Source organism: Saccharothrix syringae (assembly GCF_009498035.1).
Classification (GTDB): Bacteria; Actinomycetota; Actinomycetes; order Mycobacteriales; family Pseudonocardiaceae; genus Actinosynnema; species Actinosynnema syringae.
This window is the reverse complement of the sequence record NZ_CP034550.1, coordinates 3,593,157-3,606,707: the sequence shown is the minus strand read 5'-3', so window position 1 is coordinate 3,606,707 and position 13,551 is coordinate 3,593,157. Positions and strand designations below refer to the sequence as shown.

Genomic DNA, 13,551 nt, shown 5'->3' with positions numbered 1-13,551 from the left:
GACCCCGCCTCTGCTCGGGCCCGTTGGCGCGGCCCCTGCTCCCGCACGCGGGGAGGACCGACCTCCCGCGGTCGAGAGGCGGAGTCACATGTACACCGGACACATCCACGAGGTCGGCACGGTGCTGGCCGTCGACCGGGCGGGCATCGCGGTCAGCGCGCCCGGGACGGCCACCGCCGCGCCCGGTTCGATCTGCCTGAACGGCGTCGGGCTCACCGTCGTCCACGACGAGCGGGGCTCGGGCGTCCTGGCGGCGGTGCTGTCGCCGGAGACCCGGCGGAGGTCCACGTTGGACTCGATCGCGCCCGGCGCGCGGGTCAACGTGGAGGCGCCGCTGGCGCTGGGCGACCGGGTGGGCGGTCACCTGGTGCAGGGCAACGTGGACGCCGTGGGCAAGGTCGTCCGGGTCGACGACGAGACGACCGCCAGGCGGTTGTGGATCAAGCCGCCGGAGCGGTTCCTCCCGCTGGTCGTCCCGAAAGGACAGATCGCCGTCGACGGGGTCAGCCTGACCGTCGCCGACGTGTCCCGCGACCGCTTCTCCGTGGCACTGGTCCCCGTCACGGTGGAGAACACCACGCTCGGCGACCTGGCGGCGGGTGATCGCGTGAACCTGGAACCCGACCTCGTCACCCGCCTGGCGCAGCGCTGGCCCGCCGACCCCGGACGCGCGGTGACCGAGGTGGTCGCGGCGCTGCCGTGGGCGGGACGCCGCTCGGGTGCGCGCGGTGTGCAGGAGGCCGTCGCGCAGGTCGCCGCCGGCGGTGCGGTGGTGGTGTGGGACCCCGACCTGGAGGGCGAGGGCGACGTGGTGTTCGCGGGGGCGAACCTGCGCCCGGAGGCGTTCACCTTCCTGCTCACCCGGGTCTGCGGTCATCCGACGGTGCCGTGCGCGCCCGAGGTCCTGGAGCGGCTGGAGATCGGTCCCATCCCCGGACCGGGCGACCGGCACGGCACCCGCGCGCACGTCCCGGTGGACCTGGCCGCCGGCACCGGCACCGGGGTGTCCGCGGCCGAGCGCGCGGCCACCGTCCGCCGCCTCGCCGACCCGCGCGCCGTACCGGGCGACTTCATCGGGCCGGGCCACGTCTTCCCGCTCGCCGCGCGTCCCGGGGGGCTCGCCGAGCGCGGCGGCCACACCGAGTCCACCGTAGCCCTGTGCGTGGCGGCCGGCCTGCCCCCGGTGGGGGTGTGCTGCGAGGTCATGAACCCCGACGGGACCATGGCGAGGGCCGCCGACCTGGAAGTCGTCGCGCTGCGCTGGGGTCTGCCGCTGGTCGACGTGGACGACCTCCGGAAGTACCTGTGACCACGGCCGGACGCGACCTCTACGACGATGACCGGTTCTTCGAGGGGTACCGCCTGCTGCGGGGTTCGGCCACCGCGATCAACGACGCCGTCGAGGTCCCCGCCCTGGAACGGGTGCTGCCCCCCGTGGCGGGAGCGGCGGTCGTCGACCTGGGCTGCGGGACCGGCGCCCTGGCGCGCCGGCTGGCCGACGCGGGAGCGGCGGACGTCCTGGCGGTGGACTCGTCCCGGCGGATGCTGGCGCTGTCCACCCCGCACCCGCGGGTCCGCCTGCTGCGCGCCGACCTGGACGAACTCGCGCTGCCCGCGTCCTCGGCGGACCTGGTCGTCAGCAGCCTCGCCCTGCACTACGTCGCCGACTACCGGGGGTTGGTGGAGCGCGTCGCGCGCTGGCTGCGGCCGGGCGGGTGGTTCGCCTTCTCGGTCGAGCACCCCGTCTGCACGGCGGCCGACCCCATGACCGGGTGGTTGCGCACGGAGCGCGGCACGGTGTGGCCGGTCGACGACTACGCGGCGGAAGGCCCGCGGACCCAGCACTGGATCATCGAGGGCGTGCGCAAGCACCACCGGCGGGTGAGCACGCTGATCGGTGCGCTCCTCGCCGCCGGCCTGGAGCTGACCGACGTCGACGAGCCGGTGCCGGACGTCGCGACGCACCCCGGGCTGGCCGAGCACCTCCGGCGACCGCCGGTGCTGGTGCTGGCCGCCCGCCGCGGCGATGGTGCCGGGTGAACGCCGGACGTACCCGGCCCTCGTCGGGACACCGCCGCCGCCCGAGGACGGCGGTGGGAACCGCACGTCCGCGCAAGCCGCCGTCGACGCGGTGCCGGCGAACCACGCTGGTCGGCAGCACCGGCAACGCGTCCGGCGTGGTGCTCACCTCCCCGTCGCCGACCCGCCCCGGCGCCTCGACCGGGGGTCGGACGCCTCGAAGCCGGTGGTCCCCGTCGGCGCGGGCGGCGCCGCGGTGCCCCGCGCGCCCGGCGGCAGCGGCCGGCTGACCCGGCGGCCGTTCGAAGACGACGTCTCCTGCCGCCCCGATCCCGACCCGCAGTCCCACTCGGAACCCGGGACACCGTTCCCCGTTGTTCCCCTGCCTCCGCGAGTTCACCACTGATCGACGGGGCCGTCACACGTCGAACGCGTGCCCGACCCACTCCGCAGCGGACGGTGATGCCACGAACGTCGTCCCCCCGACGGTCATCACCCACGGTTCGAGGTGGTGCGCCGAGAACAACTCCAACGCCGTCCCGTCGGACATCAGGAACCGCGGATCCGCGGGGAAGAACGCCGACTGGGGTTCACACCCCACGACGTCCAACCCCACCATGCGATCCACCAGCGCGCGGGCATCCTCGGACTCCCAACCGAACCGCAGGCGCTCCCCGACGACCCGCCACGCGCAGGAGGCCGCAAGGCTCCACCCGGCGCCGGACAGGGTGAGCACCTCGTCGTCGCCCCAGGACGCCCCGTCCACCGTGAGCGGGAGCGCCGCGCGCAGTGCCCGGGCACACGATTCAGGCACGGCCGATCACTCCTGCTCCACGTGGACGCGAGATCGCGGACGAACTACCCGCGCGCGGCGGGCGACAGCCCCGCCGGGAGCCGCACCGGCTCGCCGGTACCCGTCCGGCGGAGTGTAGCGGCGGCCTGCCGAGGTCGGAACCCGGCCCGCCGAGCAGCGGGTGCGCCCGGCCTGAACACTTTCGTCGCGCGTTGGCAAAGACGGGGTGCAAGGGCGGAGCGAAACCCGAGGAGCTTCATGGCGTCAGACGCGGAACTGATCGGCAGATCGCTGCGCGGAGACACCGGTGCCTTCGTGGAAGTGGTCAGCCGTCACGAGACGGCGATCGGGAACTACCTCGCGCGCAGGGTGGGGCGCCAGGCCGCCGAGGACGTGCTCGGTGACGTGTGGGTGGCCGCCTACGAGTCCCGGGCCACCTACGACCTGTCGTACCCCGAGGCCAGGCCCTGGCTGTACGGGGTCGCGCTGAACAGGGTGCGGCGGTACTGGCGGTCCGAGCCGGCCGAGGAGCGGGCGGCGGACGTGACCCGGGTGGCGGGCGACTGGGACCCCTGGCCGGCGGTGGATGCCCGCGTGGACGCGCAGGCGCTGCTGCGCGGGGCCCTGGCCCGGCTCAAACCGGAGGAACGGGAGGTGCTGGGCCTGGTCGCCTGGGAGGACCTGACCGTCGCGGAGGCCGGGCGGGTGCTCGACATCCCCGCGGGCACGGCCCGCCGGCTGCTGCACCAGGCGCGCAAGGCGTTGCGAGAGGACCCGGAAGTGGCCGCGCTGCTGCAAGTCCCGACGACCTGAGAAGGCGACACATGGATGAAATGGACCTGATGAAGAAGCTGAGTGATGTGCCGTCCCCGAGTCCCGCGGCCTACGACCGTGCTCGCGCGGCGCTGCGGACGGCGATGGGGGAACCCGTGACCGCGGTCGTGCGACCCAGGCGCTGGTTCTCCTGGCCCAGGGCCGGTGTCGCCGCGGTGGGTGCGGCGGCCGTCGCCGCGGCCGTGGTGGTGGGCACGACGGGCGGCGGCGTTCCGGCCGGTCCCTCCCCCGAGGCGGCCGCGCCGGTGGTCGGGTCACCGCTGGTGAAGCTGGCCTCCGAGGTCAAGGCCGCCGCCGCGCTGCCGGGTGACGCGTCGCTGGTGATCAGCACGAAGACCGCGCCGGACAACTCGCAGCACGTCTACTACACCCTCTACACCGACCGCGGCCAGGTCTTCAAGGGCGACTCGGCGCAGACCCTGGCGGACTCGGTGAACAGGAACGACGACCAGGCCCAGCCCTACGACGCGAAGGTGATGGCGGCGGCCCGCCAGGCCGCGAACGGCGACGTGGAGCAGGCCAGGATCGCGATGATCACCGCCGCCAACAACGCCCTGGGCGTCGGCCTGAGCCCCGCCGAGGCGGAGAGGGCCTGGGCGGACGCCCAGGCGGAGGTCGCGGAGACGTTCCGCCGGCTCGGCAAGGAGGTCCCCGCACCCAGGCCGCGCCCGACGGGAGAGGAGCTGGAGAACCGCATCAACAACCACCTGTGGAGCAACGCCACGTACGCGCTGTTCGTCGGCGCCGCCAACGCGGAGGTCCGCGCGGGTGTGCTGGAGCTGCTCGCGACCATCGAGCAGGTGACCGTCGGTGAGACCGACGTCGACGGCCGGCGCGCGCTGACCATCACCGCCGACCCCGCCATCCTGGGCGGCAACGCTTCGGCGGTGCTCACCCTCGACGCCGACAACGGCCTGCCCCTCCGCGACGAGGTCTTCCCCGCCCCGAACTCCCCACAACCGTCGGAGTACGCGGTGGTGCACTACAACTCGTCCCGCGTGACCCTCGCCGACGTGGCGGCGGGCACGATCTGACCCCCCGCTGAACCGCCTCTGGGAGGACCGGCGCCACGTCGGCCCTCCCAGAGGCCGTTCGTGCCATTGCGCCACCTCCACCGGATCGGGCACCGTGGCGGGTGCGCCGGTCGGCGGCGCGGGTCCACGCTGTGAACGAGTGAACGACGTCGTGGGCACTTCCGCCGGAAGGCCGTTTGCGCCCATCGTCACCGGGGCACCTGGGAATGTTCGCAGTCGGGCGACCGGGAAGGGGCGGCGGTGTCACCACCCCACGACGACGATCTGCTGGCCGGCCGCTACCAGCTGGCCGGGGTGCTGGGCTTCGGCGGCATGGCCGAGGTGTACCGGGCGTGGGACACCGTGCTGTGCCGCGACGTGGCGGTCAAGCTGTTCGCGCCGAGCGCGGACCTCGACGACCGGCGCCGCTTCGACAACGAGGTGCGCACCCTGGCCGCGCTGTCGCACCCCGGCCTGGTGTCGGTCCACGACGCGGGCGGCAGCGACCGCGGCGCATTCCTGGTGCTGCGCCTGGTCGACGGGCACACGCTGCGCACCCGCATCGCCCGCGGACCGCTGCCGGTGGAGGAGGTGCGGCGGCTGGGCGCCCGGCTGGCGGAGGCGCTGGCCTACGTCCACGACCAGGGCGTGGTGCACCGCGACGTCAAGCCCTCGAACATCCTGCTCGACCGCGCCGGCACGCCCTACCTCGCCGATTTCGGCCTGGCCCACCTGACCGGCTCCACCCGGTTCACCCGCACCGGGCAGATGGTCGGCACCGCCGCCTACCTGGCGCCCGAGCAGGTCCGCGGCACCGAGACCGGCGCCGCCGCCGACGTCTACGCCCTCGGGCTGGTGCTGCTGGAGTGCCTGACCGGTCGCCGCGAGTACGAGGGCGGTGACGTCGAGGCCGCCGTCGCCCGGCTGCACCGCCCACCGGCCGTCCCCGCCGACCTGCCCGCGGACCTGGTGCGCCTGCTGACGCTGATGACCTCCCTGTCACCACATCGCCGCCCGACCGCGCACGACTGCGCCCACGCGCTGGCCACGGGCACCTCCCCCACCGTCGAGGTCGAGGCCGACGACACCCTCCACCAGGACGACCTCGTACCGCTCCCGGCGCCCCGGTCGCGGTCGACGGTGCCGAGGAGGAAGCTCGTCGCCTCCGCCGCGGGCCTGGTCGGTGCGGCCTGCCTCGCCTGGATCGTGGCACCGACCTCCGCGCCGGCGGAAACCACGCAGCCGGCCACCGCCACGACCGCGCCGCCGACCTCCACCATCGCGCCGGTCGCCGAGGTGGCCACCGAAACCGTCACCGCGACCGTCGAGGTCCCGGTCGTGCAACAACCCGGCGGCCCCGTCGCGCAGCAACCGCCCGCACCCGGCCACCAGGGCCGGGAGCAGGCGCCCGGCCAGGTCAAGGAAGACAAGCCCAAGCCCGCGGACAAGGGCAAGAAGGCCAAGCCCTGACCTGCGATGCCGAGGGACGGCCTTCGCCGGCGCCCGTGCCGTTCGCCTTGACGACGGCCAGCACGGTCAATGAACATTGAGTCAATGAACGCTGACTGGTCTTCCGGGCTGGTGGCGCGGGCGCGTCTGCACGCCGCGCTGGGCGAGCCCGCCCGGCTGGCGATCGTGGACCGGCTGCTGCTGGGCGACGCCTCGCCCGGCGAGGTCGGGCGGGAGCTGGGGCTGCCCAGCAACCTGCTGGCCCACCACGTCAAGCTGCTCGACCGGGCCGGACTGGTCGAGCGGTCGCGGTCGGAGGGCGACGCCCGCCGCACGTACCTGCGGTTGCGCACGGCGGCGCTGTCCGGGCTGGTGCCCTCGGGGGTGCGGCGGGCGTCGCGGGTGGTGTTCGTGTGCAGCCGCAACTCCGCGCGCTCGCAGCTGGCGGCGGCGCTGTGGACCGTGCGCAGCGAGGTGCCCGCGGCGTCGGCCGGGACGCGGCCCGCCGAGCGGGTGCACCCGCTGGCGGTGGCCACCGCCAAGGCCCACGGCCTGTCGCTGGGCCGGGCCCGTCCCCGGCACGTCGGGCGGGTGGTGCGCCCGGAGGACCTGGTGGTGGCGGTGTGCGACACCGCCCACGAGGAACTCGACCCCGCCGACCGGCTGCACTGGTCGGTGCCCGACCCGGCCGCGGTCGGCACCGGGGCCGCCTTCGACGCCGCCTACCGCGACCTGGCCGACCGGGTCGAGCGCCTGGTCCCCGCCGTCCGCGCCGCCTGACCACCGCGGCGATCCCACCCCGACCCGGCCGACCGGCGGAGGAACACGATGACCGACACCACCGACCCCGTCTCCCGACCCGACCCCGCCGCGTCCGACAAGCCGTCGGTGCTGTTCGTGTGCGTGCACAACGCCGGCCGCTCCCAGATGGCCGCCGCCTGGCTGTCCCACCTCGCCGGTGGCGGGGTGGAGGTCCGCTCGGCGGGCTCGGCCCCGGCCGACCGGGTCAACCCGGCGGTGGTCGAGGCGATGCGCGAGGTCGGCATCGACATCTCCGCCGAGACCCCCAAGGTGCTCACCACCGAGGCGGTGCGGGAGTCGGACGTGTGCGTGACCATGGGCTGCGGCGACGCCTGCCCGGTCTTCCCCGGCAAGCGCTACCTGGACTGGCGGCTCACCGACCCGGCCGGGCAGGGCGTCGAGGCCGTCCGACCGATCCGCGACGAGATCAAGGCGCTGGTCGAGGGCCTGATCGCCGAGGTCGTCCCCGCCCGGGGCACGGCCGCCGGGACGGGCGCGTGAGCACCGACACCGTCGCGAGGCCGATCGGAGCGGGGGTGCGTTGCCACTCCCGTCCCGCGAATCCCGGGTGGGCAGGTCGCGTCGGCGGAGGTCGCCTCCGGTTCAGCGGGCCGGCGGCGCGGACAGCGTCAGCACCGCGACCGAAGCCGGGGCCGAAGCCGGGGCCGGGGCGCAGCAGCCGCCGCTCTGCCCGCCGGTAGGCGCGTCGAACACCCCCGACCCGCCGCACACCCCGGTCTCGGGCAGCACCAGCTCCACCCGCGCCGCGCCCTCGTGGTCGCCGGCGATCTCGGCGACCACGCTGCGCACCTGCTCGTAGCCGGTCAACGCCAGGAACGTGGGCGCGCGGCCGTAGCTCTTCATCCCGACCAGGTAGACACCCGGCTCGGGCTGCCGCAGCTCGTTCGCCCCGTGCGGCTGGACGCTGCCGCAGGAGTGCGCGTTGGGGTCGATCAGCGGTGCCAGCCGGACCGGGGCGCCGAGCACCGGGTCCAGCTCCAGGCGCACCTCCGACAGCCACGAGTGGTCCGGGCGGAACCCGGTCAGCGCCACGACCTCGTCCACCGGGTCCAGGCGGTGCCCGTCCTGCGACACCAGCACCACCCGCCCGTCCTCGCGCTCGACGGTCGCGGTGCGGAACCCGGTGACCACCTCCACGTGCCCGGCCCGCACCGCCGCACGAGCCCGGAGCCCGAGCGCGCCGCGCGCCGGGAGCTGGTCGGCCTCGCCGCCGCCGAAGGCGTTGCCCACCCGGCCGCGGCGCAGCAGCCAGGTGACGTGCGTGCCGGGGTGCCGCTCCGCGAGGTCGGCCAGCGCGACCAGGGCGGTCAGCGCGGAGTGTCCGCTGCCGGCGATCGCGATCCGCCTGCCCGCGTACCGCTCGGCCTCCACCGCCAGGTCGGGCACCCGGTAGGTGATCCGGTCGGCCGCCGCGCGCTCGCCGACCGCGGGCAGCCCGTCGCCGCCCAGCGGGTTGGGCGAGGTCCAGGTGCCCGAGGCGTCGACGACCGCGCGGGCGGTGATGCGCTCCTCCCCGTCGGCGGTCGCCACGTGCACGGTCAGCGGCTCGCCGTCCCGCCCGGCGTCCACCACCCGGTCCCGACCCCGCCGCGCCACCCCGACCACCCGCGTGCCGAGCCGGACGTGCCCGCCCAACGCCCCGGCCAGCGGCACCAGGTACCCCGCCGCCCACTCCGCGCCGGTCGGGTGGCGGTCGGCCTCCGGCGCGCTCCAGCCGGCGGCCTCCAGCAGCCGCCGGGCAGCCGGGTCGACCAGCTCCGACCAGGGGGAGAACAGCCGGACGTGGTGCCACTGCGCCACCGCCGCGCCCGCCTGCGCCCCCGCTTCCAGCACCAACGGCCGCAGCCCGCGCTCCAGCAGGTGCGCCGCCGCGGCCAGACCAGCGGGACCCGCACCCACCACGACCACCGGGAACTCGTCCACAACCCACCCCATCCATAGAAGTCCATCTATCGAGTGAGGCGGGACTCTATAGACGAGGAGCTATGGATGCAACCACGGGAACGTCTATAGTCGGTGTCGTGACGCTGACGACGCCCACCGGGCTGCACGACGAGGACGCCGCGACCTTCGCCCGCTGGTTCGCCTGCCTGTCCGACCCCACCCGCGTGAAGCTGCTGCACACCGTCGCCGTCCAGCCCGGCGGCACCACCGTCGGCGCCCTGGCCGACCTGCTCGGCGTCAGCCAGCCCACCTGCACCCACCACCTGCGCAAGCTCGCCGACGTCGGCTTCGTCCACCTGCGCAAGCAGGGCACCACCACCCTGGTCACGGTCAACACGGCCTGCTGCACCGGCCTGCCCCACGCCGCCGACGCGGTCATGGGCACCATCGTCACCCGCCCCTGCTGCCCCACCGACCTGCCCGCCGACGTCACCGTGCGCGCCATGACCGACGACGACTGGGCGGACGTGCGCCGCATCTACGGCGAGGGCATCGCCACCCGCAACGCCACCTTCGAGACCGAGACCCCCAGCCGCCGCACCCTCGACGCCAAGTGGCTGCCCGACCACCGCTGGATCGCCGAGATCGACGGCCGCGTCGTCGGCTGGGCCGCCGCCACCCCCGTCTCGCCCCGCGAGTGCTACGCCGGCGTCGCCGAGACCTCCATCTACGTCGGCGAAGACGCCCGCGGCCGCGGCGTCGGCAAAACGCTGCTGCACAAGCAGGTCACCGCCGCCGACGCGGGCGGCCTGTGGACGCTCCAGACCGCGATCTTCCCGGAGAACCGCGCCAGCATCGCCCTGCACCACTCCGCCGGCTTCCGCACCGTCGGCGTCCGCGAACGCATCGCCCGGCACCACGGCGTCTGGCGCGACACCGTCATGCTCGAACGCCGCGCCCGGTCCTCATCGGACCGCCCCCGCTGAAGCCCCGGGCCGGTCCGGCAGAACCGGACAGGCCGATCGCGGGCGGGTGGACAAGCGCGCGGAGCTCCCGGCGACGGCCTCGCCCTCGACCGGGAGGCCGTCCACCAGGAGCTCCGCCGCACCTCCGCCCGCGATCGCGGCCCGCATCACCGGGCCGGACAGGGCTCAGCCACAGGGCACACCGCCTGTCGGCGTCATGGCGTGGCCACCCGATCCGCCGTTTCGGCCTCGTCCGGGAACTGGAAGTTGCCGACCTTCGGCCTGGTCAAGGGGATCACCTTGCGACTGGAGAACTTCCACACCCCGTTCTCGTGGACGTACTGGTCCCGGTAGTACGCGGTGGCCCGGGAGGTCCCGCCGGCCCGCACGTCGCCCTGGGCGAAGACGGTGCAGGTGCCGGAAGCCGTGGACCCGGAGATCTCGTTGATGACGTGGTTGGTCGTCAGGTGGCAGAGGTTCTCCATCTGCCCGTAGATGTCGACCTCGAAGTGGCGGCGGATCTCGTCTTTGCCGGTGGCTTTCCCCAGCCCGAAGTCCTCTTCGTCGAAGACCGGGCTCTCGTCGCTCCACAGCTCCATCAGGAGGTCGATCTGGCGGGTGTCGAGCCGGTGGGCGTACTTGGCGGTCAGCTCGATGATCTCGAGTCGGTTGGCCAGCAGCGAGAGTGCGTTGTCCGTCATGGTGGAACAGCCTCCGTCAGGTCTTGTCCGCGGGCAGTTTGTTGGGGATCATCATCCCGGCGTCCACGGGAAGGGCGATCCCGGTGACGTGTCGCGCCTCGTCCGAGGCCAGGTACAGCACCGCGTCGCTGATCCCCCGCGAGTCCATCCAGCCGACGGGCAGCGCGCTCATCCCCTTCATCGCGTTGTCCGCGTCCTCGGGCGTCGGGTCGGGGATCTCGGGCAGGAAGAGCTTTCGCATCGTGGCGTTGTTGACCATCGGCGTGTCGACGTTCCCCGGATTCACCGTGTTCACCCGGATGTTGTACGGCGCCAGCTCCGCCGCCAGGGCGCGCATCAGCCCGACCACGCCGTGCTTGGACGCGGTGTAGTGCGCCATGGTCGGCACGCCGATCAATCCCGACACGGAGCTGATGAAGACGATCGATCCGCCCCGGTTCCGCTCGATCATGTGGGGGATCACCGCTTTGACGGTCTTCCACGACCCCGTCAGGTTGACGTCGATCATCTCCTGCCAGGTCTCCTCGGACAGTTCCCAGGCGAACCCGAAGCTGGATATCCCGGCGTTCGCGCACACGACGTCGACGTGGCCGAACTCGGCCACCGCCTCGTCGACCACGGCCTGCAACTCCTTGAGGTCGCGCGTGTCCGCCTGGCGCGCGATGACCCGCCGGCCCAGCTGTTCGACCATGTGGGTCGTCGTGGCGAGGTCTTGGCTGCCCGATCCCGGGTACGGCGTGGTTTCCACGTCCGCGCACAGGTCGACGGCCACGATGTCGGCCCCTTCCTGGGCGAGGCGCACCGCGTGCGAACGTCCCATCCCCCGCGCGGCCCCGGTGATCAGCGCTACTTTTCCGGCCATCCGACTCAATTGTGGACCTCCACGTCAGGGGAAGGGAACGGCGATCGCGGGACCGGTCATTCGGCGGACGCGAACATGATCAGCTTGACCTCGGCTCCCTCTTCCTGGCCGAGGTTGTTGGGGCGCCAGGCCATGAAACCCGTCTGGCCGAGGTAACGGCCGCTGACCCCCACGCTCGGGTAGTAGGCCCAGTTCCCCGACAGCAGGGACCCCATGTCGATCCAACCGGCGACCCGGATCGTCCCGGACCCGTCCTCGAAAACGACCTCGTTGGTCAGGTAGGCCATGAACTGCTGGTCGGACTCACGCCGGTAGAGAACCTTGAACCCGCCCGAGGTGGTGGCCACCTTGTCACCGGACCTGGTGAACAGGGCGTGCTCGTAGGTGCCGCTCTGGCCGACGTGGATGTTCTGCAGGTCCTCGATGTCGGTGGTGGCGCTGACCGTCGTCTCGACCAGGTCCTCGTAGCTGTTGATCACAACTCTTCCTCTTTCTCGATCGAGCTTCTCAGATCTTGCGGTAGACGTCTTTGAGCACGATTTTTCCGTCGCTCAGGACGAAGAGGTCGACACCGCGGTTGACCACCTTCCCGTCGGTGGTCTCCACGGTCCACCGGACCAGCCCCAGGTTCTCGCCGAACATGATCGGCGGTTCGAACTTCCCGTCGACCCCGGAGGCGATCATCTTCTCGCGCATCGCGTTCAGGCTGGTGATCAGCTCGCCGATCCGGTCCTTGGTGTGGACCGTCCCGAGCCCGTCCCCGTCGGGCGTGATCCACCGCCCGTCGTCGGCGAAGCACTCGACGGCCGTTTCGATGTCACCGGCACCCGAGCTCTCGAAGAACCGGTCGATCACTTCTGCCGACATGTGTCCGCTCCGTTCTCGTCGTGGCGGGAGTTCATGCGTGCAGCCTCACCGGCAGCCGCTCCAGGCCGCGGAACTGCAGGGTGTAGCGCCAGCTGAGCCGATCCAGCGGCTCGGCCGCCTCCCAGTGCGGGAAGGTGTCCAGCAGCCGGGTCAGCACGATCTCGCCCTCCAGCCGTGCCAGCGGCGCGCCGACGCAGTGGTGGATGCCGTGGCCGAAGGCCAGGTGTGCGGCGGCGTTGCGGCGCACGTCCAGCCGGTCCGGTTCCGCGAACCGGTCGGGGTCCCGGTTCGCCGAGGCCAGCGCCAGGAAGACCACCTCGCCGGCGGGGACGACGGTGTCGCCGATCTCCACGGGTTCGGTGGTGTAGCGCAGCGTGGAGAGGTTCAACGGGCTTTCGTAACGCAGGAACTCCTCCACCGCGTTCGGCACCAGGGTGGCGTCCCCGCGCAGCAGCTCCAGCTGTTCGGGGTGCTTCAGCAGGGCGTACACCGAGCTGCTGATCAGGTTCGCGGTGGTCTCGTAGCCCGCGTTCATCATCAGGAAGATGGTGGACAGCAGCTCGGACTCGTCGAACCGCTCCTCGTTGTCCGGGTTGGTCATCGCGTTGATCAGGTCGTCCGCGGTGTCGTGACCGCCCGCCTTCTCGGCGATCAGGTCCCGGAAGTAGTCGAGCGACGCCATGTACGCCTGGTACTTCTCCGACGGCTCCGAATCGACACTGGTCAGCGTGCGGTTCCACCGGCGGAGGTCGTGGTGGGCGGCGCGGGGCACGCCGAGCAGTTCGCCGATCACCGCGATGGGGATGGCCATCGCCACCGACTCCACCAGGTCGATCTCGGCGCCGGGGGGGATCGAGCCGAGCAGCTGATCGGTGATCTCCTCGATGCGCGGGCGCAGGTTCTCCGTCCGGCGCATCGTGAACGCCCTGCCGAACATCCGGCGCAACCGCGAGTGCTGCGGCGGATCGCTGAACAGCATGCTCTCCGATGTGATCGACCGGCCCGAGACGTCCTCCGTGCTGTGCTCGGCGATGACCGGTGCGGCGCCCGCGGCTGCCTTCGAGAGCCTGGGATCGGCCAGCAGCCGGCGCACGTCGCCGTACTCGGTGACCAGCCAGGCGCGCAGGCCGGTGCTCAACGTCTTGATGACGAGCCGCCGCGGGCCCGTCCCGGCGCGCATCTCGCGGTAGGTCAGGTACGGGTCCTGGATGAAGTCCCAGCTCAACAGGTCGGCCTCGGCGGATGTCCCGGTGCCGGGCGTGTCGACCCCGGTGGAGTCGGTCATGGGGGTGTCATCTCCTGTACTCCTGCGAAGTGCCGGGCCTCGGCACACCGGTCCCGG

Annotated in this window: 15 protein-coding genes; 8 read left to right on the top strand and 7 right to left on the bottom strand. The window is 73.0% G+C overall.

Annotated elements, in window-relative coordinates:
• The first annotated feature begins 88 nt into the window (after positions 1 to 88).
• Positions 89 to 1,309 (top strand): riboflavin synthase, encoded by a 1,221-nt coding sequence (locus EKG83_RS16040; RefSeq protein WP_033431218.1) that lies wholly within the window; start codon positions 89 to 91, stop codon positions 1,307 to 1,309.
• Entirely contained in the window at positions 1,306 to 2,040 is a 735-nt protein-coding gene (locus EKG83_RS16035) for a class I SAM-dependent methyltransferase (RefSeq protein WP_033431219.1), read from the top strand. The genes EKG83_RS16040 and EKG83_RS16035 overlap by 4 nt, the downstream gene beginning before the upstream one ends.
• 397 nt (positions 2,041 to 2,437) lie before the next feature.
• On the opposite strand, the gene EKG83_RS16030 is transcribed toward EKG83_RS16035, so the two are convergent.
• Positions 2,438 to 2,833, bottom strand: a complete 396-nt coding sequence (locus EKG83_RS16030) for a hypothetical protein (protein WP_033431220.1) — start codon at positions 2,831 to 2,833, stop codon at positions 2,438 to 2,440.
• Between the two features lie 237 nt (positions 2,834 to 3,070).
• On the opposite strand from EKG83_RS16030, the gene EKG83_RS16025 reads away from it, so the two are divergent.
• From EKG83_RS16025 to EKG83_RS16005, 5 genes are all read left to right on the top strand, one after another.
• Positions 3,071 to 3,625 (top strand): RNA polymerase sigma factor, encoded by a 555-nt coding sequence (locus EKG83_RS16025; protein ID WP_033431221.1) that lies wholly within the window; start codon positions 3,071 to 3,073, stop codon positions 3,623 to 3,625.
• Between the two features lie 11 nt (positions 3,626 to 3,636).
• Positions 3,637 to 4,680, top strand: a complete 1,044-nt coding sequence (locus EKG83_RS16020) for a hypothetical protein (RefSeq protein ID WP_228122635.1) — start codon at positions 3,637 to 3,639, stop codon at positions 4,678 to 4,680.
• A gap of 240 nt (positions 4,681 to 4,920) precedes the next feature.
• Positions 4,921 to 6,129: a serine/threonine-protein kinase gene (locus EKG83_RS16015; RefSeq protein ID WP_051765820.1), complete on the top strand. Its 1,209-nt coding sequence runs from the start codon at positions 4,921 to 4,923 to the stop codon at positions 6,127 to 6,129.
• Between the two features lie 84 nt (positions 6,130 to 6,213).
• On the top strand, positions 6,214 to 6,888 hold the full coding sequence (locus EKG83_RS16010) for an arsenate reductase/protein-tyrosine-phosphatase family protein (protein ID WP_033431223.1): 675 nt from the start codon (positions 6,214 to 6,216) through the stop codon (positions 6,886 to 6,888).
• A 48-nt stretch (positions 6,889 to 6,936) separates the two neighbouring features.
• Positions 6,937 to 7,410 carry an arsenate reductase ArsC gene (locus tag EKG83_RS16005; RefSeq protein ID WP_051765822.1) on the top strand — a complete coding sequence of 158 codons (474 nt, stop codon included), beginning with the start codon at positions 6,937 to 6,939 and terminating at the stop codon, positions 7,408 to 7,410.
• Between the two features lie 102 nt (positions 7,411 to 7,512).
• Here the strand turns inward: EKG83_RS16005 and EKG83_RS16000 are convergent, their stop codons facing one another.
• On the bottom strand, positions 7,513 to 8,853 hold the full coding sequence (locus tag EKG83_RS16000) for an FAD-dependent oxidoreductase (protein WP_033431224.1): 1,341 nt from the start codon (positions 8,851 to 8,853) through the stop codon (positions 7,513 to 7,515).
• Positions 8,854 to 8,951: 98 nt separating this feature from the next.
• Between EKG83_RS16000 and EKG83_RS15995 the strand changes: the two genes are divergently transcribed.
• Positions 8,952 to 9,800, top strand: coding sequence for a helix-turn-helix domain-containing GNAT family N-acetyltransferase (locus tag EKG83_RS15995; protein ID WP_033431225.1), 849 nt, complete (start codon positions 8,952 to 8,954; stop codon positions 9,798 to 9,800).
• Positions 9,801 to 9,994: 194 nt separating this feature from the next.
• Here EKG83_RS15995 and EKG83_RS15990 read toward each other — a convergent pair whose 3' ends face one another.
• Genes EKG83_RS15990 through EKG83_RS15970 form a run of 5 tightly spaced genes read right to left on the bottom strand, consistent with a single transcriptional unit; the run spans position 9,995 to position 13,494 of the window.
• Positions 9,995 to 10,480, bottom strand: coding sequence for a nuclear transport factor 2 family protein (locus EKG83_RS15990; RefSeq protein WP_211269102.1), 486 nt, complete (start codon positions 10,478 to 10,480; stop codon positions 9,995 to 9,997).
• A gap of 16 nt (positions 10,481 to 10,496) precedes the next feature.
• Positions 10,497 to 11,342, bottom strand: a complete 846-nt coding sequence (locus tag EKG83_RS15985) for a mycofactocin-coupled SDR family oxidoreductase (protein ID WP_051765824.1) — start codon at positions 11,340 to 11,342, stop codon at positions 10,497 to 10,499.
• A 56-nt stretch (positions 11,343 to 11,398) separates the two neighbouring features.
• Positions 11,399 to 11,821: an allene oxide cyclase barrel-like domain-containing protein gene (locus EKG83_RS15980; RefSeq protein ID WP_033431227.1), complete on the bottom strand. Its 423-nt coding sequence runs from the start codon at positions 11,819 to 11,821 to the stop codon at positions 11,399 to 11,401.
• Between the two features lie 28 nt (positions 11,822 to 11,849).
• Positions 11,850 to 12,209 carry a nuclear transport factor 2 family protein gene (locus EKG83_RS15975; RefSeq protein ID WP_033431228.1) on the bottom strand — a complete coding sequence of 120 codons (360 nt, stop codon included), beginning with the start codon at positions 12,207 to 12,209 and terminating at the stop codon, positions 11,850 to 11,852.
• A 31-nt stretch (positions 12,210 to 12,240) separates the two neighbouring features.
• Positions 12,241 to 13,494: a cytochrome P450 family protein gene (locus tag EKG83_RS15970; RefSeq protein WP_033431229.1), complete on the bottom strand. Its 1,254-nt coding sequence runs from the start codon at positions 13,492 to 13,494 to the stop codon at positions 12,241 to 12,243.
• Between the last annotated feature and the right edge of the window lie 57 nt (positions 13,495 to 13,551).

Excerpts from the sequence above, each read along its gene's own strand:
- EKG83_RS16040 (WP_033431218.1), top strand. The coding sequence starts at position 89 with ATGTACACCGGACACATCCACGAGGTCGGCACGGTGCTGGCCGTCGAC.
- EKG83_RS16025 (WP_033431221.1), top strand. The coding sequence starts at position 3,071 with ATGGCGTCAGACGCGGAACTGATCGGCAGATCGCTGCGCGGAGACACC.
- EKG83_RS16020 (WP_228122635.1), top strand. The coding sequence starts at position 3,637 with ATGGATGAAATGGACCTGATGAAGAAGCTGAGTGATGTGCCGTCCCCG.
- EKG83_RS16010 (WP_033431223.1), top strand. The coding sequence starts at position 6,214 with ATGAACGCTGACTGGTCTTCCGGGCTGGTGGCGCGGGCGCGTCTGCAC.
- EKG83_RS16005 (WP_051765822.1), top strand. The coding sequence starts at position 6,937 with ATGACCGACACCACCGACCCCGTCTCCCGACCCGACCCCGCCGCGTCC.
- EKG83_RS15990 (WP_211269102.1), bottom strand. The coding sequence starts at position 10,480 with ATGACGGACAACGCACTCTCGCTGCTGGCCAACCGACTCGAGATCATC.
- EKG83_RS15985 (WP_051765824.1), bottom strand. The coding sequence starts at position 11,342 with ATGGCCGGAAAAGTAGCGCTGATCACCGGGGCCGCGCGGGGGATGGGA.
- EKG83_RS15975 (WP_033431228.1), bottom strand. The coding sequence starts at position 12,209 with ATGTCGGCAGAAGTGATCGACCGGTTCTTCGAGAGCTCGGGTGCCGGT.
- EKG83_RS15970 (WP_033431229.1), bottom strand. The coding sequence starts at position 13,494 with ATGACCGACTCCACCGGGGTCGACACGCCCGGCACCGGGACATCCGCC.